The organism is Chitinophaga sedimenti (assembly GCF_023156195.1).
GTDB classification, from domain to species: Bacteria; Bacteroidota; Bacteroidia; order Chitinophagales; family Chitinophagaceae; genus Chitinophaga; species Chitinophaga sedimenti.
The window spans coordinates 2750442-2771500 of record NZ_JAKUKA010000001.1 but is presented as its reverse complement, the minus strand read 5'-3'; the positions used below and the strand labels follow the sequence as shown (position 1 = coordinate 2771500).

Annotated in this window: 26 protein-coding genes, 1 tRNA gene and 2 pseudogenes; 25 read left to right on the top strand and 4 right to left on the bottom strand. The window is 51.8% G+C overall.

Annotated elements, in window-relative coordinates:
- The first annotated feature begins 1 nt into the window (after nt 1).
- From MKQ70_RS15795 to MKQ70_RS15785, 4 genes are all read left to right on the top strand, one after another.
- Nucleotides 2-1108, top strand: a complete 1107-nt coding sequence (locus tag MKQ70_RS15795) for an ABC transporter permease (RefSeq protein ID WP_248072415.1) — start codon at nt 2-4, stop codon at nt 1106-1108.
- Nucleotides 1108-1593: an ABC transporter permease gene (locus tag MKQ70_RS38600; RefSeq protein ID WP_282456553.1), complete on the top strand. Its 486-nt coding sequence runs from the start codon at nt 1108-1110 to the stop codon at nt 1591-1593. Before MKQ70_RS15795 ends, MKQ70_RS38600 begins: the two co-directional genes overlap by 1 nt.
- A gap of 32 nt (nt 1594-1625) precedes the next feature.
- Nucleotides 1626-2225 carry an ABC transporter permease gene (locus MKQ70_RS38595; RefSeq protein WP_282456552.1) on the top strand — a complete coding sequence of 200 codons (600 nt, stop codon included), beginning with the start codon at nt 1626-1628 and terminating at the stop codon, nt 2223-2225.
- Nucleotides 2226-2589: 364 nt separating this feature from the next.
- The gene (locus tag MKQ70_RS15785; RefSeq protein ID WP_248072414.1) at nt 2590-2940 is read left to right on the top strand and encodes a hypothetical protein; all 351 of its coding nucleotides are present in this window, start codon (nt 2590-2592) and stop codon (nt 2938-2940) included.
- Between the two features lie 300 nt (nt 2941-3240).
- On the opposite strand, the gene MKQ70_RS15780 is transcribed toward MKQ70_RS15785, so the two are convergent.
- Nucleotides 3241-3996 carry an aminotransferase-like domain-containing protein gene (locus MKQ70_RS15780; RefSeq protein ID WP_248072413.1) on the bottom strand — a complete coding sequence of 252 codons (756 nt, stop codon included), beginning with the start codon at nt 3994-3996 and terminating at the stop codon, nt 3241-3243.
- Nucleotides 3983-4678 carry an aminotransferase-like domain-containing protein gene (locus MKQ70_RS15775; protein ID WP_248072412.1) on the bottom strand — a complete coding sequence of 232 codons (696 nt, stop codon included), beginning with the start codon at nt 4676-4678 and terminating at the stop codon, nt 3983-3985. Before MKQ70_RS15775 ends, MKQ70_RS15780 begins: the two co-directional genes overlap by 14 nt.
- A gap of 105 nt (nt 4679-4783) precedes the next feature.
- Here MKQ70_RS15775 and MKQ70_RS15770 point away from each other — a divergent pair, with 105 nt between their 5' ends.
- The 14 genes and pseudogenes from MKQ70_RS15770 to MKQ70_RS43775 all read left to right on the top strand — a co-directional run bounded on the left by MKQ70_RS15770 (nt 4784) and on the right by MKQ70_RS43775 (nt 12148).
- Complete coding sequence (locus tag MKQ70_RS15770; RefSeq protein WP_248072411.1) at nt 4784-4987, top strand: ArsR/SmtB family transcription factor; 204 nt, start codon at nt 4784-4786, stop codon at nt 4985-4987.
- Between the two features lie 135 nt (nt 4988-5122).
- Nucleotides 5123-5311, top strand: a complete 189-nt coding sequence (locus tag MKQ70_RS15765; RefSeq protein ID WP_248072410.1) for an Ada metal-binding domain-containing protein — start codon at nt 5123-5125, stop codon at nt 5309-5311.
- A complete protein-coding gene (locus MKQ70_RS15760) occupies nt 5308-6186 on the top strand; it encodes a DNA-3-methyladenine glycosylase family protein (RefSeq protein WP_248072409.1) in 879 nt (292 codons plus the stop codon). Before MKQ70_RS15765 ends, MKQ70_RS15760 begins: the two co-directional genes overlap by 4 nt.
- Nucleotides 6146-6664, top strand: a complete 519-nt coding sequence (locus MKQ70_RS15755) for a methylated-DNA--[protein]-cysteine S-methyltransferase (protein ID WP_248072408.1) — start codon at nt 6146-6148, stop codon at nt 6662-6664. Before MKQ70_RS15760 ends, MKQ70_RS15755 begins: the two co-directional genes overlap by 41 nt.
- Before the next feature lie 288 nt (nt 6665-6952).
- Nucleotides 6953-7876, top strand: coding sequence for an EamA family transporter (locus tag MKQ70_RS15750; protein ID WP_248072407.1), 924 nt, complete (start codon nt 6953-6955; stop codon nt 7874-7876).
- Complete coding sequence (locus MKQ70_RS15745; RefSeq protein WP_248072406.1) at nt 7860-8036, top strand: hypothetical protein; 177 nt, start codon at nt 7860-7862, stop codon at nt 8034-8036. Before MKQ70_RS15750 ends, MKQ70_RS15745 begins: the two co-directional genes overlap by 17 nt.
- Nucleotides 8024-8794, top strand: coding sequence for a GNAT family N-acetyltransferase (locus tag MKQ70_RS41290; protein ID WP_308199476.1), 771 nt, complete (start codon nt 8024-8026; stop codon nt 8792-8794). Before MKQ70_RS15745 ends, MKQ70_RS41290 begins: the two co-directional genes overlap by 13 nt.
- A 76-nt stretch (nt 8795-8870) precedes the next feature.
- Complete coding sequence (locus tag MKQ70_RS43780) at nt 8871-8960, top strand: hypothetical protein (protein WP_504908710.1); 90 nt, start codon at nt 8871-8873, stop codon at nt 8958-8960.
- Nucleotides 8961-9039: 79 nt separating this feature from the next.
- A complete protein-coding gene (locus MKQ70_RS15735) occupies nt 9040-9345 on the top strand; it encodes an NUDIX domain-containing protein (protein WP_248072405.1) in 306 nt (101 codons plus the stop codon).
- Entirely contained in the window at nt 9279-9425 is a 147-nt protein-coding gene (locus MKQ70_RS15730; RefSeq protein WP_248081882.1) for an NUDIX hydrolase, read from the top strand. The genes MKQ70_RS15735 and MKQ70_RS15730 overlap by 67 nt, the downstream gene beginning before the upstream one ends.
- A 118-nt stretch (nt 9426-9543) precedes the next feature.
- Nucleotides 9544-10263, top strand: a complete 720-nt coding sequence (gene rlmB / locus MKQ70_RS15725; RefSeq protein ID WP_282457349.1) for a 23S rRNA (guanosine(2251)-2'-O)-methyltransferase RlmB — start codon at nt 9544-9546, stop codon at nt 10261-10263.
- 32 nt (nt 10264-10295) lie between these two features.
- The gene (locus MKQ70_RS15720; RefSeq protein WP_248072403.1) at nt 10296-11162 is read left to right on the top strand and encodes a hydroxymethylglutaryl-CoA lyase; all 867 of its coding nucleotides are present in this window, start codon (nt 10296-10298) and stop codon (nt 11160-11162) included.
- Between the two features lie 9 nt (nt 11163-11171).
- Nucleotides 11172-11881 (top strand): annotated as a pseudogene (locus MKQ70_RS42290) (GSCFA domain-containing protein); the annotation flags it as partial.
- Between the two features lie 12 nt (nt 11882-11893).
- A complete protein-coding gene (locus MKQ70_RS43775; protein WP_504909749.1) occupies nt 11894-12148 on the top strand; it encodes a hypothetical protein in 255 nt (84 codons plus the stop codon).
- Here the strand turns inward: MKQ70_RS43775 and MKQ70_RS15705 are convergent.
- Nucleotides 12135-13652, bottom strand: coding sequence for an MFS transporter (locus MKQ70_RS15705; RefSeq protein WP_248072401.1), 1518 nt, complete (start codon nt 13650-13652; stop codon nt 12135-12137). The genes MKQ70_RS43775 and MKQ70_RS15705 overlap by 14 nt on opposite strands.
- Nucleotides 13653-13816: 164 nt before the next feature.
- Between MKQ70_RS15705 and MKQ70_RS15700 the strand changes: the two genes are divergently transcribed.
- Both MKQ70_RS15700 and MKQ70_RS15695 read left to right on the top strand, forming a co-directional pair.
- The gene (locus MKQ70_RS15700) at nt 13817-15379 is read left to right on the top strand and encodes a patatin-like phospholipase family protein (protein WP_248072400.1); all 1563 of its coding nucleotides are present in this window, start codon (nt 13817-13819) and stop codon (nt 15377-15379) included.
- Nucleotides 15301-16044: a BamA/TamA family outer membrane protein gene (locus MKQ70_RS15695; RefSeq protein WP_248072399.1), complete on the top strand. Its 744-nt coding sequence runs from the start codon at nt 15301-15303 to the stop codon at nt 16042-16044. Before MKQ70_RS15700 ends, MKQ70_RS15695 begins: the two co-directional genes overlap by 79 nt.
- On the opposite strand, the gene MKQ70_RS15690 is transcribed toward MKQ70_RS15695, so the two are convergent.
- Nucleotides 16034-16642 (bottom strand): MiaE family protein, encoded by a 609-nt coding sequence (locus MKQ70_RS15690; RefSeq protein ID WP_248072398.1) that lies wholly within the window; start codon nt 16640-16642, stop codon nt 16034-16036. The genes MKQ70_RS15695 and MKQ70_RS15690 overlap by 11 nt on opposite strands.
- Before the next feature lie 51 nt (nt 16643-16693).
- Here MKQ70_RS15690 and MKQ70_RS15685 point away from each other — a divergent pair, with 51 nt between their 5' ends.
- The 5 genes and pseudogenes from MKQ70_RS15685 (at nt 16694) to MKQ70_RS15660 (ending at nt 20950) form a co-directional block, all read left to right on the top strand.
- Nucleotides 16694-16921, top strand: a complete 228-nt coding sequence (locus MKQ70_RS15685; protein WP_248072397.1) for a hypothetical protein — start codon at nt 16694-16696, stop codon at nt 16919-16921.
- Nucleotides 16894-17823: an aminotransferase class I/II-fold pyridoxal phosphate-dependent enzyme gene (locus MKQ70_RS15680; RefSeq protein ID WP_248072396.1), complete on the top strand. Its 930-nt coding sequence runs from the start codon at nt 16894-16896 to the stop codon at nt 17821-17823. Before MKQ70_RS15685 ends, MKQ70_RS15680 begins: the two co-directional genes overlap by 28 nt.
- A gap of 63 nt (nt 17824-17886) precedes the next feature.
- Nucleotides 17887-20297, top strand: a pseudogene (locus tag MKQ70_RS42285) (penicillin acylase family protein).
- A gap of 58 nt (nt 20298-20355) precedes the next feature.
- Nucleotides 20356-20428: transfer RNA gene (locus tag MKQ70_RS15665), tRNA-Lys, on the top strand.
- Nucleotides 20429-20563: 135 nt separating this feature from the next.
- On the top strand, nt 20564-20950 hold the full coding sequence (locus tag MKQ70_RS15660; RefSeq protein ID WP_248072395.1) for a hypothetical protein: 387 nt from the start codon (nt 20564-20566) through the stop codon (nt 20948-20950).
- Nucleotides 20951-21059 lie beyond the last annotated feature (109 nt).

The following is a 21059-nucleotide window of genomic DNA, read 5'->3' as shown; positions in this document are numbered from 1 at the left end:
TATGCGTCAGTTCCCGGCCTTTGTGAAAAAGGAGTTTTATCATATTTTCCGCGACCGCCGCACGCTGCTCATCCTGTTCGGGATGCCGGTGGTACAGATCATCCTGTTCGGTTACGCCATTACCAACGAGATCCGCCATGCAGAAATAGCGGTGCTGGACCAGGCCAACGATTACTACAGCAACCGCCTGGTCAACAAGATCGGCGCATCCGGCTATTTTAAAATTACCCGCGCCTTGCGCAACGAGCGGGAGATTGAAGAAGCGTTCCGTAACGGATCTATAAAAGTGGCACTGGTGCTGCCGAAAAACTTCGGCTACGATTTTTACCATGGCCGCAAAGCGCCCGTGCAGCTGCTCACCGACGCGTCGGATCCTAACTCGGCCTCCACGTTACTGAACTATGCCACGGCTATCATCAATAACTACCAGCAGGAAATGATGGGCGATCAGCAGCTGCCGCTGACGATCGATGTGCAACCGCGCATGCTGTATAACCCCGCCCTCAAAGGTGTATTTATGTTCGTACCCGGTGTAATGACGCTCATCCTCATGCTCGTTTCCGCCATGATGACCTCCATTACCATCACCCGGGAAAAAGAAACCGGTACGATGGAAATATTGCTCGTGTCGCCGCTCTCACCGGGCAAGATCATCGTGGGCAAAGTGGTGCCGTACATCTTGTTATCGTTCATCAATGCCCTGATCATTCTCGGGCTGGGCGTGTTCCTGTTCGGCATGCCGGTAAAGGGCAGCCTGCTCCTGCTATTAATGGAGTGCGGCCTCTTCGTCCTTACTGCGCTCACCCTCGGCATCCTTATTTCCACGATCACCGCATCGCAGCAGGCGGCGATGATGATCTCTATGGTTGGCCTGCTCATGCCCACGATGTTATTGTCGGGGTTTGTATTTCCGCTGGAAAGTATGCCGTTGCCGCTGCGCATCCTGGCGAACGTGTTCCCTGCCAAGTGGTTCATTATCATCTTAAAAGATGTGATGCTCAAAGGCTCCGGACTGCCGGGCATATGGCAGCCTACGGCAGTACTGTGCGGGATGACGATTTTATTTATTGCACTGAGCGTGCGTAACTTCAAAACCCGCCTGGCATAATGCGTACCATCAAATACATCCTCCAGAAAGAATTTTTACAGGTGTTCCGCAACCGAGCCATGTTGCCGATCATCTTTGTGATGCCGGTCATACAGCTGCTGGTGCTGGCCTTTGCCGCCAACTATGAAATCCGCGATATACGCATCGATATCGTGGACCAGGACAGGAGCGCGTGGTCGCAGCGGTTAACCTATAAAATGCTGGCTTCCGGGTATTTCAAGCTGAACAATGCGCCCTTCAGCATCAAAGATGCATACGAAGACCTGGAGCGCGATAAGGCCGATATCGTCCTTGCCATTCCGCCGCACTTCGAGCGTAACCTCGTGCGGGACAATGCCGCGTCGCTGCAATTGCTGGTGAACGCGATCAACGGAAGCAAGGCGGGACTGGCCAATGGGTATGCAACCAATATCATCCGCAGCTTTAACAAAGACCTGCGGACCGAGTGGCTGGCGCTGGATGAAAAAATGGTCCTGCGCGGATAGATATTACCTGGAGCAACTGGTTTAATCCCAGTATGAATTATAAGTTCTTTATGGTGCCCGGCATCTTAGTCGTGTTGGTGACCATGATCGGCGCGTTCCTCAGTGGTATGAACATCGTGAAGGAAAAGGAGATAGGCACTATTGAACAGCTGAACGTAACGCCCATTCGCAAACACCATTTCATTATCGGCAAGCTGCTGCCGTTCTGGATCATCGCGCTCTTTGAGCTGGCTTTTGGGCTGGCATTGGGTAAGATGATCTTTCACTTGCCGATGGAAGGGAGCCTGCTCTGGATATTCCTCTTTGCCGCCGTATACCTGCTTGTGATGCTGGGTATGGGCCTGCTCATTTCCACTTTTACGGATACCCAGCAACAGGCCATGTTTATCACCTGGTTTTTTACGGTCATTTTTGTGTTGATGAGCGGCCTGTTCACTCCCGTAGAGAGTATGCCGCTATGGGCGCAGAAAATTACCTGGTTTAACCCCATTACGTACTTCGTAAAGGTGATCCGCATGGTCATGCTGAAAGGCAGCGGATGGACGCACATCAGCCGGTACTTATTGGTTATGTGCGCGTTCGCGGTAGTGCTGAATGCGGTGGCGGTATGGAATTACAGGAAGACAGTATAACAAGTAACAGTTGTAGGTAAACAGCCGGCCGGAACAATCCTGTTCCGGCCTTTTTACAGCTAAAGTTATCAACCCTAAAAATATTACGCTGGCTACACGAAGTTTTGTATTTTGCCCGCGTGAAAGGACTCCTGTCTTTGTCGCGGCAAAATTGTTAACCGGTTTGAGCTCCCGATTCCGCCGACGATGCATAGTCCACCTTTGAAAAACGCAAAATCCATGTCGCCCGGAAAACCTTTTTCTGTTAATGCTGGTATATACAACTGAATACCGGTAGTAATAGGACCCAGCAATCTTCAGGAAAAGAGAGGCATTATTTGTTCAAGAAACTTAAACTATCACCTTAACGTTTAACCAAACCCCTATGGCATTACGAAAAGTCCAACCCGCGTTTGATAACCTGGACAAGCTAAAAATGTTTATCGACGACAGGTCCGGAGGCGCTTTTGAAACCAGTATCCGGATCGACCAATGGATAGATGATATGGTGAGCGCGAACAACCGTTGCCCGGTTGTTAAAAAGTCTTCCTCCGCCGGTGCGAAAATTGTCTTTGTAGCGCCACACGTCGTGGATATACAGCCCATTGCACCCGGGCAATTCTTCAGCAGTTTCCGCCGCGGGCTGCCCGCATTGGTTGTTCATCTCTTTATTAATGGCGGCCAGTGGAAAGTGGCGCACCAGGTTGAAGAGTGGATCATCGATATTCAGCAGTAATCTTCGCACACGCCGTTTGCTGCGAAGGCAAACTTCTCCGAAGTGAACGAAGGAACAAAGAAGACAGCGATTCCCTGATCCTTTTTACAGAGCAAAGCAAAAATCGTTACGAATTTTTTGCTGAGAATTTTGAAAGCATGAGAGACTTTACTAACTTTAAAAAGATATTGGAAGCAAAGTGTGTGAGTATCACTAACCGCGAAGCCGTCCAATAAGCGTAATACTTACTAACCCATTTATAAACAAACCCGCTCTGGTACTACCTGAGCGGGTTTTGTTTTGATGTTGAAGCGCTACTTTTCAGTTCGCGTTTTCGGCTTCTCTGAGCATATTCGTCACCAGTTTGCCCAGCGTTTTCAGCCCGTCATCGATCTTTTTTGTCCATGGATGACTGTAACTGATACGCAAACAATTGCCATATCTTTCCTGTAAAGTGAAAATTCTTCCCGGCGCGATGCTTATTTTTTTCTTCAACGCCAGTTCATACAGCTCAAAAGTGTTCACCCGCGGGTTTAGTTCCAGCCAGAGTACAAATCCACCTTGCGGACGTGTAACACAAGTATCTTCCGGAAAGTATTCGGTAATGGCCTGCATGTAGCGTAAACACTGGGTATGCAACATCTTCCGCATTTTACGGAGGTGATGCTCGTACCGGCCATTCTCCGGGAAGTGTGCTACGGCCGCTTGCGGCAGGGTAGCGGAGGAGATGGAGTGATTCAATTTAAGCCGTAACACCTTTTCTTTAAACCGGCCCGGCACTGCCCAGCCTACCCGGTAACCCGGCGCCAGCGATTTGGAGAAGGAGTTGCAAAGCAATACGTTGCCTTCCTTGTCGTACGACTTACACGTAGTAGGCCGTTGTTTGCCGAAGTACAGGTCGCCATAAATATCATCTTCTATTAAAGCGATATCATACTTGTTAATGATGCGCACCAGCTCCCGTTTGTTTTCATCGGGCATGAGGGAGCCCAACGGGTTGTTGAAGTTGGTGACGAACAGGCAGGCTTTTATTTTGAAGCGGGGGATGGCCTGTTCCGGGTATTTAAGATCCACCACAAACCGGGTTGGTCGGTACTTCCAACACCTTTAACCCGAGACTTTCCGCCAGCTGAAAGGCACCGCAGTAAGCGGGACTTTCCAAAGCAATCACATCGCCGGGTTCGGTGACGGCGGAGAGGCAGAGGGTGAGCGCATCCATGCAACCGGTGGTGGTAACAATATCATCTTCGGTGAGTGTGCCGCCCCAGTGAATACTCATGCGGGCGATTTGCCGGCGCAGGTCGATGTTGCCCTGCAGACTTTCATAATTGATGCCGCCGCCGGGTAGTGTGCGGATGGCGTGGATCATGGCTTTGCTGAGTCTTGCGCCGGGCAGGATGCTGTCGGGCGGAGCCGCCAGGGAGAAGCGGAGAATGCGGTCGTCCGGCATATCATAAAACACCTGCGTGATCATTTCGCTCACGCTGACGTCGGATACCTTTTTAACGGGTGCGCAGATCTTGGGCATGTCCGGCAACTTGCGCGGCGAAAAGCGGGCGTAGTAACCCGATTTCGGACGCGGTTCAATAAGGCCTTTGCGCTCCAGGTGATAGTACGCCTGGAAGGCGGTGCTCAGGCTGATGCCTTGTTCTTTGCTGAGGGTGCGGACAGATGGCAGTTTGTCACCGATTTTGATCACTTCTTTCTCTATCAGTTGTTCAATACGGTCTGCCACTTGTTGGTAAAGATGATCTGCCATAACAGGAACCATTTAAAAGACGGTGCCCAAAAATACACTAAATCTGAATTTTAATTTGCGCAACTAATAAATTGCATTAAGTTTGAGCAACTAAAAAGTTGCGCTATGGATGGGTTGTTTAAAGGCATAGCAGACCCGGTGCGGCGGCAGATACTCGAATTACTGTCGCGGCAACCGCTGAACGTGAACCAGATCAATGAACATTTCGGGGATATCAGCCGGCAGGCGGTAAGCAAACACCGGCGGTACTGGAAGAAGCGGGATGGATCAAAATATACCAGGCTGGGCGGGAGCGTTACGGCTACCTGAACAAATCGGCCTTTTATCAGCTGAAAGACTGGCTGCAGGAGTACCGGATATTGACCGGTCTTCGTTGCGCAACGATCACGGTGTGTTCCTGGAAAAAAAGGGTATCGCAAGGGCGATGCGCTTACGCACCCGGTCATGTTGCAGGCGATGCTGAGTAAGGACAGGGAGTTCGATGGCGTGTTTTACAATGCAGTAAAAACGACGGGTATCTTTTGTAAACCTTCGTGCTCAGCCAATCCGCGCCCGGACAATGTGATCTTTTACCTTCACCGTGAAGATGCCGAGAAGAACGGCTTCCGCGCCTGCAAAAGATGTAAACCATGATCCGTATACCTGTTAACGATGCAGAGCACTTTAACTTCGACGAGTGCCTGCTCTTCCTGAACCGGTCGCCCCGCGAGTGTATGCACCGGGTGGCGAACGGCCGCCTGTACAAACTCTTTTCCCAGGGCGATGCGCCTGCATTGCTCGATATCAGTTATGCGAATGGGGAAGTGTTGGTGAACACGGATAGCGAGGTAGACGAAGCCGCGGTAGCCGATTACCTTACCCGCTGGCTGCATCTCGATGGTGATATGCATGCCTTTTATCAGTTTGCCAGGAAAGATAAAGTGCTGGCGCAGCTGGTGAAAAACTACCAGGGCCTGCGGCTGATCGGTATCCCTGATTTGTTCGAAAGCCTTACCTGGACGATTACCGGGCAGCAGATTAACCTGGCCTTTGCGTATACCCTGAAACAGCGGTTGGTGCAGGCTTTTGGTTATGAAACGGAAATTGACGGCATCCCTTATTATCTGTATCCACCACCGGAAGTGCTTGCTGCGGTACCGCCGGAGCAATTACTGGCAATGCAGTTCTCCAAAGGTAAAACCGCCTACATCCTGCACGTGGCGCGCGAAATGGCGGAAGGCCGTTTATCTCCCCAACTGCTGCTGGAAATGGACTATGAGGAAGCCCTGCAAAAGCTGGTAAGCCTGAAAGGTATTGGCAACTGGTCGGCCAACTATGTACTGATGAAGTATGCCCGCTTCCCGCAGGCGTTGCCGCTGGAAGACGCGGGGCTGCACAATGCACTGAAAACGCAATTGCAACTGCCGGTGAAGCCCGGTATTGCCGATGTAAAAACACTTACCCAACATTGGAAAAACCACGCTGCTTATGCAACCTTTTACCTCTGGCGCTCCCTCTACACCAAATGAGCGCCTGTTATTTATAGAAACGCCGGTAGGTCCCCTGGAAATTAAAGGGGATGCGGAGTTTATCAGCGGCATTAATTTCCGGGAAGAAATGGGCATATCAGCGGAAGATGCGCCGCCGTTGCTGCTGGAATGCCGGCGGCAACTGGAAGAATACTTTGCCGGAACACGGCTCGATTTTGAATTGCCCATTCATCAGCCCGGAACAACATTTCAGCAAAGCGTGTGGCTGCAATTATGCGGTATTCCGTATGCCAGCACCATCAGTTACCAGCAACTGGCGAACCGGGTGGAGAGTCCCTCGGCCACGCGGGCAGTGGGCGCCACGAACGGCCGCAATCAGATCGCCATTGTAGTACCCTGCCACCGGGTTATCGGCAGCAACGGGAAGCTCACTGGCTATGCCGGTGGCCTGTGGCGAAAGAAATGGCTGTTGGAGCACGAGTACAGGATAAGAAGGGGCACCCAAACCTTGTTCTGAAATCTGATATGGTCAAATTTTTCAAAACTGAATCTGTTTTGTTAGTAATAAATGTTGGAATTTTGACCCTGTAATCGGACGGTATCTGATAGGCCGTGGCAGATTACAGGTTGAAAAAGATATTAGGTTGATGAAGCCTGGGCGATGGGTCTCCACCCATTGCGCTTTTTTCAAAGCCGGCTGTGAGGAATGAAAAACGAGTTTACGACAAGGTGGTCACATGTTTATGAAACGCAGGTTGCTCCTTCGCCACAATAAGAACAGACCCTTTTTAATCCACTGCGTACAATGAAACAAACATCTAATGCCACCGCCTACCTGGCGTTGGTGCTGGTTAGTATATTCTGGGGCACCACTTACCTCGCCGCCCGCATAGGTGTGCAACACATGCACGGCATGTCGCTCGCGGGAATCCGGCAAACGGTGGCAGGTATTATTCTTATCGGTTACTTTATGCTGTTCAGGGGTTACAAGTTGCCGGAGAAAAGCCAGCTTGGCAAACTGGCGGTGATCGGTACGTTGATGCTTTGCGGCAGCAACGGGCTCATGACCTGGGCCATGCAGTATGTACCGAGCGGACTGGGGGCCATCATTGGCGCCACGGTGCCGATCTGGATCACGATATTCAGTTTTTACCTGGTGGCGAAGAGCAAGTTTTCGTTCCAGCTGATTATCGGCATATTATTAGGGTTCGGTGGGGTAGTAGGCATCTTTTATGATTATTTCGCGGAGCTGATGAAGCCCGACTTTCGTTTTGGTATTATACTGATTATGATCGCCTGCATCCTGTGGGCACTGGGCTCGGTGCTTACCGCCAAGTGGGCGCTGGACATGAACCCTCTGTACGGTGCGGGTTTCCAGATGATCTTTAGTGGTGTTGAAATGCTGTTTATCAGTATCCTGATGGGGCAACATTTTGAAGCCGCCGCCTTTACCACGGAACTTTGGGGCGCGCTGCTCTACCTCATTTTCTTTGGCTCGATCATCGGTTACTCTTCCTATATATTCGCGTTGAACCGGCTGCCGCCGTCGCTGGTGTCGGTGTATGCCTATATTAATCCCGTGGTGGCATTGCTGCTCGGGTGGGTTTGGTTCCGCGAGCGCCTGAACTGGAATATGGCCCTTTTCAGCCTGGTGATATTACTCGGCGTTTACCTGGTGAACAGGTCGTTTAATAAAGCAAAAGCCCAAAGTTATGAACACAGCGAATGACGTGCGCATCCTTTCCTGGCACCCGCAGTACCAACCGTACTTCGAAAGCCTTAACACGGAGTGGATCGAGAAAGATTTCAAAATGGAAGAAGGAGATATCGCGGTATTGCGTTATCCTGAAAAGTACATTTTAGAACAGGGGGAGATATCATTTTTGTAGCGGTAAAAGACCAGATTGCCGGCACGGTAGGCCTCCGCAAAAAAGACGACAATACCGTTGAGATGACCAAACTCGCGGTAGACCCGGGCTTCCGCGGTTTAAAACTGGGCTGGCTGCTGATGGTGGAGTGCATTGAACGCGCCCGCCGGCAGGGGTATAATAAGATGGTGTTGTACTCCAATACCAAACAGGCTACGGCTATCGCGATGTACCGCAAGTACGGTTTTGTCGAAGTGCCGGTGGAGCCGGGCGTTTACGAACGCTGCAACATCCAGATGGAAATTCCGCTGGAGCCGCCGGTGTTAAAACAGGTAGCAGCAGGTATTCGCGCCGCGGTGGCCGATGCCGCGGCGAAAATGAAGTTGTTCAGCGAAAGGGAAGTAGCGGAGAAACGGGCGCCGGATAAATGGAGCCGTAAAGAGGTACTCGGTCACCTGATCGATTCAGCGTTTAATAACCACCATCGTTTTATCCGCGCGCAACAGGCGGCTTTCCTCGAAACGCCGGGGTACGCGCAGGATTATTGGGTATCTGTACAGCATTATCAGGACGCCGACTGGCTGGTACTCATCGGCCTGTGGCAGGGTATTAATAATAACATTGCCCGCGTACTGGAACTGATCCGCGACGAACCGTTATCGCACGTGGTGAGCGTGGGCGACTATGCGCCGGTAACGCTGCAGTTCCTGGCGGAAGATTACCTGGCGCACCTGCAACATCACCTTGGGCAGGTATTGCCGGTCACTACAAAATACTAGTTTAAACCAATATAGATTTTGGATGCAAAGACAAGGCGCCTGTTGAGGCGCCTTCCTTTTTCTTTATTTTCGCTGGATGGAACCAACGCAGAATCCCTGGAAGATCCTCTCGTCGGAGGAGAAGTACGACAACAAATGGATTAATGTAACCGAGCACCGGTGCTGAACCCGGCGGGTGGTCCCGGTATTTACGGCGTGGTGAGTTTTAAGCACTGGCTATTGGCGTCATTGCATTGGACGAAGATATGAATACCTACCTCGTTGGACAGTACCGCTTTCCACTAGAAGCTTACAGCTGGGAAATTCCCGAAGGTGGCGGGTCTTTTGACGATGAGCCGCTGGATACCGCGAAGCGCGAGCTGCTGGAAGAAACGGGTCTTGTAGCGCATAGCTGGAAACCGCTGTTGCAAATGCATCTTTCCAATTCTGTAAGTGATGAAGTGGCCCTGGTGTTCTTAGCCCGTAACCGGAGCAGCATGCCCCCATGCCCGAGGAAACGGAAGATCTTACCATCAGGAAACTGCCTTTTGCCGAAGCTTACCGGATGGTGAAGGAGTACCAGATTACCGATTCCATTTCAGTGGCGGCGATCCAGAAGGTGCAGTTGATGGTGTTGGAAGGGGAGTTGTAGCCCTTTTCCCTATCTTTGCGCCAATGAATCAAAGAAACTTCAAGTCTCCCAGGGGAGAAAAGAGGAAGGAGGCGGTTTTGCCCGCAAACCGCAGGCGCCCCGGCCAAAACAATCATCGCTGATTATTGGCCGTCAGCCCGTGATAGAAGCACTGAACGCCGGTAAACCTATCGAGCGTATTTTTATGCAGCGTAACGCGGGTGGCGAAATTATGCTGCAAATCCGCCAGCTGGCCATGGCCAACCAGGTGCCCATCAATGCGGTACCGCTGGAAAAGCTGGATAGTCTTACCCAGGCTACTCACCAGGGTATTATTGCCGTTACGGCAAAAGTTAGCTACCTCGATTTGCAGGACGTGATCTCCCATGTAACGGAAAGTGGCGCTACGCCCTTGTTCCTGATCCTGGACGGGATTACCGATGTGCGGAATATTGGCGCTATTGCCCGCAGCGCGGTGTGTTGCGGTGCGCAGGCGATCATTATTCCCGATAAAGGCATTGCCGCGCTGAATGAAGAAGCGGTAAAATCGTCCGCTGGCGCACTGGAACGTATTTCTGTATGCAGGGTGAACAGTTTGCTGAAAGCCATAGATACCCTTCATTTGAATGGCATCAAAGTGTTGGCGAGCGAAATGACGGCCGAGCAGAAATTATTCGACATGGAATGGAAAGAACCCATTGCGATTATCATGGGTTCGGAAGATAAAGGCGTGTACCCCGCACTGTTGAAGGCGGCGGATGGCGTATTTAACATCCCCATGGCGGGCGGCTTCGAATCGTTTAACGTTTCTGTGGCAGCCGGCATCATTATGTACGAGGCGATGAAGCAGCGAATGTAGGAAAAAGGCTCACTATCAAAAGGTTTTATATCATGACGCAACAGGCTGTAAAACTTATTGAATGTCCCCGCGATGCGATGCAGGGATGGCACCGGCAAATACCGGCGGCGCAGAAGATTGAATATCTCAATACGTTACTGCGCGCCGGGTTCGACACGATCGACTTCGGTAGTTTCGTATCGCCCAGGGCGATCCCGCAAATGGCGGATACCCGCGAAGTGCTGGAAGCATTGGATCTCTCCCAAACCCAAAGCAAGTTATTGGCCATTGTGGCCAACCTGCGCGGAGCAGAGGAGGCGGTGGCGGTGAGCAGCGACCGTATCGCGTACCTGGGATTCCCGTTTTCGATTTCCGAAACCTTTCAACTCCGCAATACCAATAAAACCATCGCTGAGTCGCTGGACGAGGTGCAGGCCATACAAGAGCTGTGCATTAAAAACGACATGCAGCTGGTGGTGTATATTTCCATGGGCTTCGGTAATACTTATGGCGACCCGTACAGTGCGGAAGTAGCGCTGCAGTGGGTGGATAAGCTGGCGGAGATGGATATCCAGATCATTTCCCTGGCGGATACCGTGGGGGTGGCAGATCCGGAGATCATTAACTACCTGTTTTCTAAGCTCATACCGGCTTACCCGGAGGTGGAATTTGGCGCACACTTTCATTCTGCCCCTCATAACTGGGAAGAGAAGATCAGTGCGGCTTTTGCGCAAGGCTGCCGCCGGTTCGACAGTACCATTAAGGGGATTGGCGGTTGCCCGATGGCGAAAGACGAGCTCGTGGGCAATATTGCTACCGAAAACCTGCTGCACTTTTTCCGCGAACAACAAATATTGCCAAAGATCGATGCCGATGCCCTGCTTGCCGCGCAACTGCTGGCCAGCAAGGTATTCGTCTAAATACTGAACATGCACTTCCATTTACAGTTCCCGGTGCCGCCACTGCCGCAGCCGATACAATACCAACATTCCATTTTGATGGCCGGCTCGTGCTTTGCAGCAGAAATTGGCGGGCTGATGCAGTCGCACCGGTTTAACGTGTTACTGAACCCGAACGGCATCCTGTTCAATCCCATCAGCATTGTACAATCCATTTATCATTACCTGGATGGCCGCGTATACACGGAAGCCGACCTGTTTGAACAAAACGGCGCCTGGCATAGTTACCAGCATCACAGCTGTTTTTCCGGAACGGATAAAACAGTGGTGCTCGAAAAGATCAATGCTTTACAAACCGCCGCCACACAGCGGCTGAAGGAAGCCGACTGGCTCATCATTACCCTGGGGTCAGCTTTTGGTTATATATTAAAGAAAACGGGCAACTGGTTAACAATTGCCATAAAGTACCGCAACAGCAGTTTACCAAAAAACTGTATAACGCCGAAGAGATCATTACAGCGATCGACAACATGATGCACCGGTTGTTTTTCGTCAACCGTAAAGTGAAAATCCTGTTTACCGTAAGCCCCGTGCGGTATGTGCGCGATGGGGTGGTGGAGAATAACCTGAGTAAGGCGATCTTGCTGCAGGCAGTCCATCACCTGGTGAATAAATTCGACCGGTTGTATTATTTCCCTGCCTACGAACTGGTGATCGACGATTTGCGCGACTATCGCTTTTTTAAAGAAGATATGGTGCACCCGAACGAGCAGGCCATCCAGTATGTGTGGGAGAAGTTCGTGACATCCAGTATGGATGCATCTACGCAAGAGTTGCTGAAAGTGGTGGCCGAAGTTTCCAGGGCCCGCCGGCACCGTCCGTTCAATGAAGACACGGCACACCACCGGCAGTTCCTGGCCCATTATGCGCAAAAGGTGCGCGGGTTGATGGAGCAGCATCCTTACCTGCACTTACAGGAAGAGCTGGCGTATTTTAGTCGTGGATAAGATCTTCCACTTTTCTTTCCTTCAGGAAAAACGTTCCCACGATTAAACAGATCACCGAAATCGCGATCGGGTAAATCAAACCAGCAAAGTGATTACCGGTTTTGGCGACCATGATGGCGGCGATGGTGGGCATGAGTCCGCCGAATACCCCGTTACCCAGGTGGTAGGGCAGCGACATCGACGTGTACCGGATCCTGGTCGGAAACAGCTCTACCAGGAAGGCGGCGATAGGCGCGTAGGCCATGGTTACAAATAAAACCTGGATAAACACCATCAGTACTAAAAGGAATACATTCCGCATATTCACCTTTACCTGCACGTCTTTTACCGCTTTGCCGGTGTTGTCGGCAACCGTAACGCCATCTTTTGCCGTAATCGTTTCGCGCACTTCGGTGCTGTCGGAATACAGGTGGATGCGGGTGGTTTTTTCCACCAGTTGTCCTTTATCATTTTGATTAGTGTGGCTTTCGATCCTGAATTTATCCATCAGCTCTTCTTTCTGCTTTACATCCACGGTGTAATCCATCACCCGGTAGATGGGGTAGTAGCCGAGGGCGGCGAGCAGCATGCCCATCATCATGATCTTTTTACGGCCAATGCGGTCGCTGAGCCGGCCGAAGTAAATGAAAAACGGTGTGGCTGCCAGCAAGGCCATGGCAATAATTACGTTCGATTGCACGAACTCCACATGCATGGTGGCCTGCAGGAAGGAGAGGGCATAGAACTGCCCGGTATACCAAACCACGCCTTGTCCCATGGTGGCGCCGAACAGCGCGAGCAGCACGAGGCGGAGGTTTTCTTTATTGCCGAAACTTTCTTTTAAAGGATTTTTAGACGTTTTACCTTCTGCCTTCATTTGCGCGAACAGCGGCGATTCTTCGAGTTGGGTGCGGATGTAGTAAGACATGATGACCAGCAACACCGATAGCAGGAAGGGAATACGCCAGCCCCATGCAGCGAACTGGTCGGCACTCAACAGTGTGCGCGTGGCCGGGATAACGCCGAGGGAAAGAAATAAACCCAGTGTAGCCGTCGTTTGAATAAAGCTGGTGAAATACCCGCGCTGGTCGGACGGGGAATGTTCGGCCACATAAGTGGCTGCGCCGCCGTATTCGCCGCCGAGGGCCAGGCCTTGTACGAGCCTGAGTAGCAATACTATAATAGGCGCTGCTACTCCAATGGTTTCGTAACCGGGAATAAGACCGATGGCGAAAGTGGAGCCGCCCATCAATAACAACGTTAGCAGGAACGTGTATTTACGCCCAACTACATCGCCCAGGCGGCCAAACACGATGGCGCCAAAGGGGCGAACGATGAAGCCTACGGCAAAAGTGGCCAGGGTGGCTATATAAGCCAGGGTAGGGTTGGATGCAGGAAAGAATTTTTCAGAGATAATGAGGGAAAGGCTCCCAAAAATGTAAAAATCGTACCATTCTATGAGCGTACCTGCCGACGAGGCAAAGATCACCTGCCAGATGTTTTTCGTACCGTGGGTCTTTTGCATGTTGTTGTTATCAGTTATCCCGAAAAGATAAAAAATAACTTTAATAATTTTCATAGGGGTCATACAAAATCGGCCGCGTCTATTATTTAAACCATTAACTTTATTGAATAAGCATGATGCGACGTTTTTGGCTGATATGGTTGTATGTTCTGACGTTGCTCCCTATGTCGACTGACGCACAAACCATTGTGCAGGATATTAGTGGTGCGGGGACAAGCGGTACGGGCGCCAGGCGGCCGCGTATAGGCGTTGCGTTAAGTGGCGGCGGTGCCAAGGGACTGGCCCACATCGGCATTCTCGAAGCTATTGACAGCGCGGGGCTGAAGATCGATTACATTGCCGGTACCAGCATGGGCGCCATTGTAGGCTCGCTGTACGCCATTGGTTACCCCGCCGACTCCATAGAAGCCATGGCCCGCAAAATTGACTGGACCACGCTGTTTGCCAACCAACCCCCACTTACTGATATAAGTTATGAAGAGAAAGAAGAGTTTAACCGCTACCTGATAGAGGTGCCGTTCGAGCATGGCAAGCCGAAACTCACGTCGGGCATGATTACCGGCGAACAATTGTGGCTGGAGCTGGCCAAATTATATTACCCCGTAAAAGACATCAAAGACTTTTCCCGCTTCAATATTCCTTTTAAATGTATTGCCACCGATGTGGCCACTGGCGATATGGTAACCCTGGAAAACGGGGAGCTGGTTTCGTGTGTGCGTGCGAGTATTGCCATCCCATCTGTATTCACCGCTGTAAAAATAGGCGACCGCAAACTGGTGGATGGGGGCGTGGTGCGCAACTTCCCGACGCTTACCGTGCAGGACATGGGGGCGGAGTTTATCATCGGTTCCAACGTAAGCTCCGGCCTGCGCCCGGCGGAAGAGTTGGTGAGTCCGCTCGATATCCTTTACCAGCTTGGCTTTTACAAAGCGGCGGAGGATTTTAAAAAGGCAAGACCCATTACCGACATTTATATAGACCATCCCGGCCGGAAGTTTACCGCGGCGAGTTTTAACAGCGCCGACGAAATTATCGAGGAGGGCAAACGCCGCGGCCGGGAGTACTACCCCATCTTTAAAAAACTGGCCGATTCGCTGAATGCGATCAAGGAAGCGCCGTTCATTCCCGGCCCGCGCCTGCCGTATGCACATGATATTGAATTAACGGGTATTACCGTAAAAGGCCTGCGACATTCGGACGAAAACTTCTTTATGGGCCGGCTGGGTTTAAAAACCGGCGGCTGTTACCGTTCGGAGGAGTTGCGTGAAGCGGTGATGAACGTTTTCGGTACGCGTTTTTATAAACAGATCACTTACGACCTGGTGCCTGAAGACCTCGGCAAATACCGCATGGATGTGACCGTGGAGGAAAATGCGCTCACTTATGTAAAAGGCTCCCTGCATTACAATACATTTACGGACATCAGTGCGAACATCAACTTTACCCGCCGCAACTTCCTGGTGCCGAACTCCCGTTCCTTTTTAACGATCGGCATCAGTGAAAGTCCGCGCCTGAAAGCCGAGTACTTTAAATACCTGGGCAACAAACGCAACGTGGGTTTCGGGCTGAAACTGCATTACGAAGACAATCCCCTCAACATTTACCGCAACTTTGACCGCGAACAGGTGTACCGTAACAAGTACCGGGAATGGGCGCGCACGTGCAGTATATGCCCAACCGTAACATGTCGTTCGGTGGCGGTCTGCTCCTCGAAAACCTTCGCCTGAAGCCAAAGATCGCGAACTTCATCCAGATGACGGGTAATGTGTGGCAGTACAATGGCCATTTCAATTTCGGGGTCAATACCTTAAATAGAAAGATGTATCCTACGAGCGGGGTGGATATCCAGTTGGAAACCGGTTACATTTTCGGCCACCAGCCGGATTTTGCCGCGTATGAAGATGGGCGTGAGTTGCCGGTAGATACCCTGAACCTGGACTTTTCCAACTATCAGCGCCTGGTGGCGAAGATGAACTACTATATACCCCTGGGGTACCGCGGCGCCATCCAGCTGGGCGTTAATGGTGGCGTGAACTTCGACTATAGCCAGTCGCTCGTAAACGCTTACCTGCTGGGCGGTTTGAATGCCTTTACCCGGAACAGCGTGCCGTTCGTGGGCATCTATGAAGGCGAAGTAATTTCGCCCAGCGTGGCGGCTACGCAGATTGGTGTGCAGTACGAGGCGTATAAAAATTTCTTTGTGACACCCCGGGCGGCGGTGGCGGTATACGACTTTACCTACGGTGCGGCGGGTGCACGGTACAATTACCTGAGCGGGTATGGTTTGTCGCTGGGCTACTCCTCGCGGGTGGGGCCGCTGGATGCCTCGGTGATGTACAGTGACCAGTCGCGGAATCTGCGGGTGTATGTGAATCTTGGGTTTAACTTTTAATGCATCCTATCCCCCGCACCACTAATTTCGAAATAATATCTGCTTCGATTTTCAACCATTCCTGCCAGCGCAGGCGTACCACTTCCTCCTCCATATACTCATTGGCGAGATCGATGAACAGGCGGTAGTGACCGGCTTCGGATACCATGAACTTATAATAAAAATCGCGGAGGTAGGCATCTTCGAGGCCTTCGCTGAGCAGGCGGAAACGTTCGCAGCTGCGGGCTTCGATAAGGGCCATGATGAGCAGGCGGTCGAGAAACTGGTGGTTCAGGTCTCCGCCTTTGCGTTCGTGTTCGCGCAGTTTGTTCACGTATTCGTCTTTCCGCTGGCGGCCTAACTGGTAGCCGCGTTTCTTCATTTCGGCCAGTACCTGGCGGAAATGGCCCCATTCCTCTGTGACGATCGGCGCCAGTTCAAACACCAGCTTTTCCTTATCCGGGTAACGCTGTATCAGGGAAATGCAGGAGGTGGCGGCCTTTTGTTCGCAGAAGGCGTGGTCGGTAAGCACTTCTTCGAGGGAAATGGCTGCAAGGTTTACCCAGCGGGGATCGGAGGGTAATTTGAGGCCGAGTATGGAAACTTTGCTGCTGCTCATGATTTTCGTTTACAGGCGCAAAGTTACATAGAAGATATTTAGATTTGGTTTATGCTTAACGAAGAATTTCTGCATAGGGCGCTGGACAAACGCAGGGAGGAACAATCTTTCCGGCAACTGGCCATTGCGCAAAACGGGGTGGACTTTTGTTCCAATGACTACCTGGGACTGGCGCGCACGGCCGATGTGTTTACTCTTGCGCAGGAGGAAACCGAAGATCGTGCGTACTGGCACGGGAGCGGGGATCGCGGTTGCTCGCGGGGAATTACAAGTATATAGAACAGGCGGAGTCAGACATTGCGCATTTTTTTGGCGCCAGGTGCGGACTTATTTTTAATTCGGGGTATGATGCCAATGTGGGTTTGTTTGCCAGCGTACCGCAGAAGGGGGATACGGTGATACATGACCAGTTGATCCATGCGTCGATTATCGACGGCATACGGTTGTCGCACGCACAGCGGTTGTCGTTTAAGCATAACGATGTGGCTGACCTTGAGAAGAAAATAAGACATGCACAGGGGCGGGTGTTTGTGGCGGTGGAATCGGTGTATTCGATGGATGGTGACCGGGCGCCGCTCGCGGAGATCAGCGCGCTTTGTGCGCGTGAAGGCGCCCATCTGATCGTTGATGAGGCGCACGCAACGGGCGTACTAGGGCCGGATGGAGCGGGGGTGGTGAAGGAACTGCAGTTGGAAACGCAGTGTTTTGCCAGGGTGTATACCTTTGGTAAAGCGGTCGGGTGCCATGGGGCGATTGTCGTAGGCTCATGGGCGTTGCATGATTATTTGATCAACTTTGCACGATCATTTATTTATACAACAGCCTTGCCGGCATCGGCTATTGCCACGGTGATGCAGAGTCTTTCGCTGTTGCGGAACATGGATGTGCAGCGTGAATATTTGCGCCACCTGGTACAATATTTCAGAAGTAAGATACCTGCCGACCGGCTTACGCAGAGCGATACGCCGATACAGGCCATTATTACGCCGGGCAACCAACGGGTGAAGCTGTTGGCGCTGCGGTTACAGGCCGCGGGGCTGGACGTGCGGGCGGTGCTGCACCCTACGGTGGCAGTGGGAGCGGAGCGGTTGAGGGTGGTGCTGCATGTGTTTAATACAACGGAAGAGATAGACCAGCTGAGTAGGATTGTTGCGGAGGAAGTGAGTGACAACGGCGGGTGAGGAGCGCGCTGCAGCTGGTGCATAAATTATTGAAATTTGAAATTTATCCGCTAACTTTCAATCATGAGAATTGTTGCCTTTCTGTTTTCCTCGTTCGTGACGCTGGTACTGGTATGGGCCCTGAACAAAAGTTGGGGTTCACTGCCGCCGCTCGGGAAGTTATTGAGTCCACAACACGGTTTCTGGCAGAACGCCGAATCGGTGAACCGCAACTTCAGCGCGCAGCTGGTATTGCCGGGCCTCTCTAAAAACGTAACGGTGTGGGAAGATGAGCGCCTGGTACCGCATGTTTTTGCCGAAACGGAAAACGATGCCGCGTACGTGCTGGGCTACCTGCATGCGCGCGACCGCCTGTGGCAGATGGAAGTACAAACCATGGCCTCCGCCGGCCGCCTCTGCGAAATCCTCGGCCCCTCGCTGCTGGAGCGCGACCGCCTGAAACGCAGGCAGGGAATGGTGTTCGGCGCACAAAACAGCCTGAAGGCCATTGAAAGTGACCCGGTACAGAAAGCCTACCTCGACGCCTACACGCGTGGGGTAAATACTTATATTAAAAGCCTGCGCACGCGCCAGTTACCGCTGGAATATAAACTATTGAATTACCGGCCCGAACCCTGGAGTAACCTGAAAACGGCGCTGCTCATCAAATACATGGCAGACGACCTTGCCGGCGCGGCTAACGATCTTGAATACACGAACGCACGTCGTTATTTTTCCGAAAATGAAGCGGAACAAATGTTCCCGGACTTTACCGATACGCTGGACCCGATTATTCCGGCGGGTACGCCGTACCCAGCCCCTTCGAAACGCCCTGTGCGCCCGGCGGACAGCATACTTTACCGCGACCAGGTGGCCCTGCGCTTTAAGATGGAGAAACCGGACCCGGACAATGGCAGTAATAACTGGGCCGTGGCCGGCAGCAGAACAAAAAGCGGCGCGCCCATCCTGGCGAACGATCCTCACCTGGGCCTGAACCTGCCCTCCCTTTGGTACGAAGTGCAGCTGCACACACCCACGATGAATGTATATGGCGTATCGCTTCCCGGCGCGCCCGGCGTGCTGATCGGGTTTAACGATTACATTGCCTGGGGCATCACGAACGGTTCAGAAGATGTGAAGGACTATTACCGCATGCAGTTCCGCAACGGTAAAACGCAATACCTGTTTAATGGCGAGTATCGCAATGCCGAGCTGCGGGTAGAGGAGATCAAAATCAAAGGCGAAGCGTCTTATTTTGATACGGTGGCCTATACGGTATGGGGCCCGGTGATGTTCGATAATACCTTCCCCGACAACACTGCCCGCGAAGGCTTTTTAGCCGTACGCTGGAAGGCGCACGATGGCACCAATGAGCTGGCCACGTTTTACGGCCTGAACAGGGCCCGTAATTACGACGAATACCGGCTGCCCTGCAACACTTTACCTGTCCCGCCCAAAACTTCCTGTTCGCCGCTAAAACGGGCGACATTGCACTGTGGCATAATGGCGATTACCCCCTGCGCTGGAAAGACCAGGGCAAATACATTATGCCGGGCTGGGATAGTACGTACGCCTGGCAGGGCTACATTCCCCGTGGCGAGGTGCCGCACATCCGCAATCCGGAGCGCGGTTACCTGAACTCGGCCAACCAGCATCCTACAGACAGCACCTACCCGTATCACCTGTACGGCATATACGACCTGTACCGCGGCAAACGCATTAACGAGGCGCTGGCGCCGATGCAGGGCATTACGCCGCAGGATATGATGGCGTTGCAGAACGATAATAAAAACCTGTTTGCGGCCACCGCGCTGCCATTTTTGTTAAAGAACCTGGACGAACAATACCTGCGCCCCAACCTGCGCGAGTGGTATGATACGCTGATGCACTGGGATTATGTGCAAAGCCCCGAAAGTTTTGGCGCCACGGTATTTAATTTATGGTGGGAGGAATTTGAGCAGCAGATATGGAAAGATGATTTTGCGAATAAGGACAGCGCCGTGCTGGAACTGCCGCAATCCAAAACAACATTACTATGGTTGCTGCGCGACAGCGCCATGCGTTTTGTAGACGACCGCAGCACCCCACAGGTGGAAACGCTGCCCGACATCGTATTGCGCAGTTTTTCGCGCATGGCCATACCCGCCCGCGCCGCGTTGCGTGACGGGAAGCTGGCCTTCGGGAAGTTCCGCGGTACCAATATTAATCACCTGGCAGGTTTGCCCGCCTTCAGCCGGCAGGGCCTGTTAACGGGTGGCGGCCCGCACATTGTGAATGCGACGAAGCTGCGGCATGGCCCATCATGGAAAATGGTGGTGCAGTTGGGGCAGCGGACGGAGGCATACGGCATTTACCCGGGAGGCCAGAGCGGTAATCCCGGCAGCAAATATTACGACAATGCGATAGGGGACTGGACGGCCGGAAAGTATTACCCGTTGCGGGTTTTCGCGGCTTCGGATACGGGGCGGTACAAGATTGTTTTCAGGAATAAGTAAAAATATTTGGCAGGAATTTATAAAATCCTATCTTTGCAATCCCAAAACAAACGGGGATGATTTCGTAGCTCAGTTGGTAGAGCAATACACTTTTAATGTATGGGCCCTGGGTTCGAGTCCCAGCGGAATCACAGAAAGAGGCTTCACAGCGATGTGGAGCCTCTTTTGTTTTGGTGAAGTTAGGGGATGGGGTGATAATGATACGATCAATTTCTGCTGGCGTATGAGTTGGCTTTTTGTAAAGTGTACTGCCTCAATTTATTTTGATGGAATTGCAGATCATACCAACCGACTTACTGGTTACATTCAAAATACAGACAGACGAACATGCGTTATCTGCTGCATTTGAAGCATTGGTGGATGCGGAGCTATCTACGAGTGGTTTCAGTTTCTACACATCTGTAGCATCGGTTTATTCCAGCAAAATAGAAGGAGAAGAAATACAACTGGATTCCTACATCAAGTATAAGCGCTTTGGAATTAGATTTCAGCCGGGCTACACCCACAGGGTGGATGACCTTTATGACACCTATCAATATGCACAAAGTGCTCCATTTGATCGTACCACATTGGTGGATGCGCATAAGCTGTCAGCCCGGCATATTCTGCCCACATCATGGATAAGAATTTTAAAAAGTTCCTATTGTAAATGACTTTATTGAACAGTTCAGTTATTTCGGCCAATCCGGTTTCCCTGATTATCCAAAATCCAGAAAACTTAGCTTGGATTTGGGATAGAGGCAGTTGAAGTCAGTGGTATTT

What these genes read in the sequence shown, in the direction of transcription:
- MKQ70_RS15795 (WP_248072415.1), top strand. Translation starts at nt 2, where the DNA reads ATGCGTCAGTTCCCGGCCTTTGTGAAAAAGGAGTTTTATCATATTTTC.
- MKQ70_RS38600 (WP_282456553.1), top strand. Translation starts at nt 1,108, where the DNA reads ATGCGTACCATCAAATACATCCTCCAGAAAGAATTTTTACAGGTGTTC.
- MKQ70_RS38595 (WP_282456552.1), top strand. Translation starts at nt 1,626, where the DNA reads ATGAATTATAAGTTCTTTATGGTGCCCGGCATCTTAGTCGTGTTGGTG.
- MKQ70_RS15785 (WP_248072414.1), top strand. Translation starts at nt 2,590, where the DNA reads ATGGCATTACGAAAAGTCCAACCCGCGTTTGATAACCTGGACAAGCTA.
- MKQ70_RS15775 (WP_248072412.1), bottom strand. Translation starts at nt 4,678, where the DNA reads ATGGCAGATCATCTTTACCAACAAGTGGCAGACCGTATTGAACAACTG.
- MKQ70_RS15770 (WP_248072411.1), top strand. Translation starts at nt 4,784, where the DNA reads ATGGATGGGTTGTTTAAAGGCATAGCAGACCCGGTGCGGCGGCAGATA.
- MKQ70_RS15765 (WP_248072410.1), top strand. Translation starts at nt 5,123, where the DNA reads ATGTTGCAGGCGATGCTGAGTAAGGACAGGGAGTTCGATGGCGTGTTT.
- MKQ70_RS15760 (WP_248072409.1), top strand. Translation starts at nt 5,308, where the DNA reads ATGATCCGTATACCTGTTAACGATGCAGAGCACTTTAACTTCGACGAG.
- MKQ70_RS15755 (WP_248072408.1), top strand. Translation starts at nt 6,146, where the DNA reads ATGCAACCTTTTACCTCTGGCGCTCCCTCTACACCAAATGAGCGCCTG.
- MKQ70_RS15750 (WP_248072407.1), top strand. Translation starts at nt 6,953, where the DNA reads ATGAAACAAACATCTAATGCCACCGCCTACCTGGCGTTGGTGCTGGTT.
- MKQ70_RS15745 (WP_248072406.1), top strand. Translation starts at nt 7,860, where the DNA reads ATGAACACAGCGAATGACGTGCGCATCCTTTCCTGGCACCCGCAGTAC.
- MKQ70_RS43780 (WP_504908710.1), top strand. Translation starts at nt 8,871, where the DNA reads ATGGAACCAACGCAGAATCCCTGGAAGATCCTCTCGTCGGAGGAGAAG.
- MKQ70_RS15735 (WP_248072405.1), top strand. Translation starts at nt 9,040, where the DNA reads ATGAATACCTACCTCGTTGGACAGTACCGCTTTCCACTAGAAGCTTAC.
- MKQ70_RS15730 (WP_248081882.1), top strand. Translation starts at nt 9,279, where the DNA reads ATGCCCGAGGAAACGGAAGATCTTACCATCAGGAAACTGCCTTTTGCC.
- MKQ70_RS15720 (WP_248072403.1), top strand. Translation starts at nt 10,296, where the DNA reads ATGACGCAACAGGCTGTAAAACTTATTGAATGTCCCCGCGATGCGATG.
- MKQ70_RS43775 (WP_504909749.1), top strand. Translation starts at nt 11,894, where the DNA reads ATGGTGCACCCGAACGAGCAGGCCATCCAGTATGTGTGGGAGAAGTTC.
- MKQ70_RS15705 (WP_248072401.1), bottom strand. Translation starts at nt 13,652, where the DNA reads ATGCAAAAGACCCACGGTACGAAAAACATCTGGCAGGTGATCTTTGCC.
- MKQ70_RS15700 (WP_248072400.1), top strand. Translation starts at nt 13,817, where the DNA reads ATGTCGACTGACGCACAAACCATTGTGCAGGATATTAGTGGTGCGGGG.
- MKQ70_RS15695 (WP_248072399.1), top strand. Translation starts at nt 15,301, where the DNA reads ATGGGCGCGCACGTGCAGTATATGCCCAACCGTAACATGTCGTTCGGT.
- MKQ70_RS15690 (WP_248072398.1), bottom strand. Translation starts at nt 16,642, where the DNA reads ATGAGCAGCAGCAAAGTTTCCATACTCGGCCTCAAATTACCCTCCGAT.
- MKQ70_RS15685 (WP_248072397.1), top strand. Translation starts at nt 16,694, where the DNA reads ATGCTTAACGAAGAATTTCTGCATAGGGCGCTGGACAAACGCAGGGAG.
- MKQ70_RS15660 (WP_248072395.1), top strand. Translation starts at nt 20,564, where the DNA reads ATGGAATTGCAGATCATACCAACCGACTTACTGGTTACATTCAAAATA.